At 72.4% G+C, this 3,864-nt stretch carries 4 protein-coding genes; 1 reads left to right on the top strand and 3 read right to left on the bottom strand.

From position 1 onward, the window contains the following. Nucleotides 1-262: 262 nt before the first annotated feature. Nucleotides 263-448 (bottom strand): hypothetical protein, encoded by a 186-nt coding sequence (locus tag ABZ070_RS35925; RefSeq protein ID WP_356640246.1) that lies wholly within the window; start codon nt 446-448, stop codon nt 263-265. A gap of 106 nt (nt 449-554) precedes the next feature. On the opposite strand from ABZ070_RS35925, the gene ABZ070_RS35920 reads away from it, so the two are divergent. Continuing rightward, nucleotides 555-1,667, top strand: coding sequence for a DUF5937 family protein (locus ABZ070_RS35920; RefSeq protein ID WP_356640247.1), 1,113 nt, complete (start codon nt 555-557; stop codon nt 1,665-1,667). A 67-nt stretch (nt 1,668-1,734) separates the two neighbouring features. On the opposite strand, the gene ABZ070_RS35915 is transcribed toward ABZ070_RS35920, so the two are convergent. Together ABZ070_RS35915 and ABZ070_RS35910 are read right to left on the bottom strand one after the other, a co-directional pair. Then, the gene (locus ABZ070_RS35915; protein WP_356640244.1) at nt 1,735-2,409 is read right to left on the bottom strand and encodes a response regulator transcription factor; all 675 of its coding nucleotides are present in this window, start codon (nt 2,407-2,409) and stop codon (nt 1,735-1,737) included. A gap of 48 nt (nt 2,410-2,457) precedes the next feature. Continuing rightward, complete coding sequence (locus ABZ070_RS35910; RefSeq protein ID WP_356640242.1) at nt 2,458-3,657, bottom strand: sensor histidine kinase; 1,200 nt, start codon at nt 3,655-3,657, stop codon at nt 2,458-2,460. Nucleotides 3,658-3,864 lie beyond the last annotated feature (207 nt).

Below are 3,864 nucleotides of genomic sequence, written 5' to 3'. Positions count from 1 at the left end.
GGGGCCCCCGGTCGGCCCCGGCGAACAGCCACCGGCCGTGGCTGGGCGGCGGGCCGTGGCCGGCCCGTGCCGGGAAGCCACGGCTTACGTCGCCGGGGGCCAGGGCCGGTCCGGGCCCGGGCGCGGAAGCTACGGCTTACGTCGCCGGGGCCCCCGGCCGGCCCGGGCCAGGAAGCCACGGCTTACGCCGCCGGGGCCTGCGGCCCGCCCGCGCGAACAGCCACCGGCCGTGGCCGGGCGGCGGGACCGCGCCGCTGGGCTGTCAGCAGGCCGCCCGGCCGCCGGCCGCGGCGCATACGCGGCGGCCCGCCAACACCGCGCGGAAGCGGCGGTAGGTCCAGGCCTCGCGGATCGTCCGCAGGTCGTGGTCGCCGGGAGGGGGCGGTGGCGCTTCGCCCCTCCGCGCGGTCCGGTACGCGTCGATCATGTGCTGCTGCGTCGCGTTCATGGCCCCACGCTCCGCCCGCCCCGCCTCCCGCGTCGCGCCGATTGACGAGCCACGTCAAACGACGACGTGCCTGTTCGCCGGCACCCGCATCATGGAGGGCGTGAGCGTGACCATCGACATCACGGGGCTGCCCCCCGAGCGCATCGTCTTCGACATCTCGCCCCTCGCCGAGCTCGGCGTGGCGCTGCACGCGCTCTCCGAGCCCGGGCACCATCCGGGACTGCACGGCTGGGCGACGGCGACGGCCGCCGGACTCAAGCCCGACCTCGCCGACCGGCTGCACGAGGCCGACTTCCTGTGGCGGTCGACGTTCTCCGACATCTTCATGCCGTTCGCCGGGCTGCCGACGCGCCACGGACGCATCGGTGCGAGCCTCGCCGGGGAACTCGACCTCCTCGACCGGCTCGACGACGAGCGGTTCGTCTCGTCGGCGCTGGAGTTCACCTGCGCCAGCACTTACTCGACCGGTGCCCCCTCGCCGCTCGTGGACCCCGCCCGCCGCGCTCACGCGCTCGAGCTCGCCGCCAACCGAGGCCCCCGCCAACTGGACTTCACCCGGAGGCTGCTCACCGATCCGGCTTCCGTACGGACGTGGCTGCGGCGGCTGTTCGAGGACTGCGAGGACGCCTTCTTCGCCGACACCTGGCAACGCGTCTCCCCCCAACTCGCCGCCGACGCCCGCCACAAGACCGAACTGCTGCGCCGCAGAGGCCTGGCGGAGGCACTGCACGCCGTCTCCCCCGCGCTCACTCTGGACGAGGGCGGCACCAGGATCAGCGCCGACAAGCTCGCGGACGGGCGGACGACCGCCACCGACCCCGCAGTCGGCGCCGGTCTCACCCTGGTGCCCTCCAGCTTCGGCTGGCCGCATCTGATGGTGCTGCACGCGCCGGGCTGGCAGCCGGTGATCCAGTACCCGATCGGAGCCCCCGAGCTGCCGGGCGCGGCCTCCGTCGAACTGCTGAAGCTGCGCATGGACGCGCTCGCCCACCCCCTGCGCATGCGGCTGTGCCGCAATCTCGGCCGCGCCGCGTACACGACGAGCGAGCTGGCCGACTCCCTCGGCATCACGGCGCCGGAGGTGTCCCGCCATCTGTCCCTGCTGAAGAAGGCGAAGCTGGTCACGACCCGGCGGCGCGGTCGCTATGTGCTCCATCAACTCGACGTGACAGTGGTCGCCCGACTGGGCAGCGACTTCCTGGAGACGGTCCTGAGGTAGAGCCGGCAGACCCGATCCGGAGACCTGATCCGGCTCGATCCGGCCCGATCCACAGCAGCACGGCGGATCAGACCGCCCCGCCGCCCGCCCGGACGAGACCCGTCTCGTAGGCGAGCACCACCACCTGCACACGGTCGCGCAGGCCCAGCTTGGTGAGGATGCGGCCCACGTGGGTCTTCACCGTGGCCTCCGAGAGCACCAGCCGGGCCGCGATCTCGCCGTTGGACAGGCCCTGGGCGACGAGCAGCATCACCTCGCGCTCCCGCTCCGTCAGCCTGTCCAGCTCCTTCTGGCGGGGCTCGGGACCGGAACTCGGCAGCATCGGCGCGAAACGGTCCAGCAGCCGCCGCGTCGTCGACGGCGCCACGACCGCGTCGCCGCTGTGCACGGACCGGATCGCGCCGAGCAGCTCGGCGGGCGGCACGTCCTTGAGCATGAAGCCGCTGGCGCCCGCCTTGAGCCCGGAGAAGGCGTACTCGTCCAGGTCGAAGGTGGTGAGGATCAGCACCTTGGGCGCGCCCGGCTCCGCGCAGATACGCCGCGTCGCCTCCACTCCGTCCAGCCTCGGCATGCGCACGTCCATCAGCACCACGTCGACCGCCGTGGCCCGCAGGACCTCGATCGCCTCCGCGCCGTCTCCCGCCTCCGCGACGACCTCCATGTCGGGCTGGGCGGCGAGCACCATGCGGAAGCCGGTGCGCAGCAGCACCTGGTCGTCGACGAGCATCACACGGATGGACATGTCTGTTCCGTCCCTGGTTCTGTAGTGGCTCTGGTGGCCGTTGTGGCTCTAGTGGGCGGGTTTGAGGGGCAGCAGCGCGCTGATGCGGAAGCCTCCGCCCGGCCGCGGTCCGGCGTCCAGCGTGCCGCCGACCATACCGACGCGCTCGCGCATCCCGATGAGGCCGTGGCCACGGCCGTCCGCGCCGCCGTCCTCGTACAGTTCGTGCGACGAGCCGCGGCCGTCGTCCTCGACGAGCAGCCCCAGCCCGTCGTCGAAGTAGACGAGCCGCACACTCGCCCCCGCCTCCGGGCCGCCGTGCTTACGGGTGTTGGTGAGCGCTTCCTGCACGATGCGGTACGCGGTGAGCTCGACGCCGCTGGGCAACGGCCGCGGTGTTCCCTCGACCTTGAAGTCCACGGTCAGGCCCGCGCCCCGCACATGCTCGACCAGGTCCTCGATCTGCTGCACGTCGGGCTGGGGGACGTACTCGCCGCTCTCCGGGCCGTCGCCCGTGCGCAGCACGCCGAGCAGCCGGCGCATCTCGGCGAGGGCCTGGCGGCCGGTGCTCGAGATGGTCTCCAGCGCCTGCTTGGCCTGGTCGGGGGCGGCGTCCAGCACATAGGCGGCGCCGTCGGCCTGCACCACCATGACCGACACGTTGTGGGCGACGACGTCGTGGAGTTCCCGGGCGATCCTGGCGCGCTCGGCCGCGACCGCGACCTTGGCCTGCGCCTCGCGTTCCTTCTCCAGGCGGGTGGCGCGCTCCTCGAGCTGGTCGAAGTAGGCGCGCCGGGTGCGTATCGAGTCTCCGAGCACCCACGCCAGGGCGAACGGCAGGCTCATGATGACGGTGATGAAGATCCGGCCGAGGGTGCTCGTCGACTCCTCCGGCCAGCGGATCTGCGCCAGCGACGCCGCCGACAGCCCGCCGATCAGCGCGAGCCTGGACGCCCACCGCGGACCGCCGGTCGCGGCGACCGTGTAGATGATGACCATCATGGCGAAGTCGGCCGGATTGACGTCGACGTCGAACACGAGCTGCGCGACACCCGCCAGGGCGGCGACGACAAGCATCTGCTCCGGCATACGGCGGCGCAGCGCGACCACCAGACACAGCACCAGCACGATGACCGACGCCGCGATCACCGGCCCGGGCCCTCCCGGCACCTGGGTCACCCACATCGAGGCGAACCCGAGGAGCATGACAGCCCAGAAGGCGTCGACGCCCGTGGGGTGTCTGCGGAGGAAGTCATAGAGGCGCTGCACGTAACCCAGAGTAGGGAAGCCCGATAGGTGCATGGGTCAACCGGAGGGTCGATCCGGTGAGCGGAGGCCTACTCCACAAGGTGGAGACTTGTGACCGTGACGGATGACAACGGGCCGGCGCTCCACGGGCTGCTCGCCGACGCCGCCCGCCGCACCGGCACCACCCTGCCATCCGTCCGCCACGCGATGTTCACCGGCGCCACCCTG

Origin of the sequence: Streptomyces sp. NPDC006283 (genome assembly GCF_040613325.1) — a bacterium.
Lineage (GTDB): Bacteria > Actinomycetota > Actinomycetes > Streptomycetales > Streptomycetaceae > Streptomyces.
The sequence above is the reverse complement of the archived record's forward strand: the minus strand, read 5'-3'. Positions and strand labels throughout refer to the sequence as shown.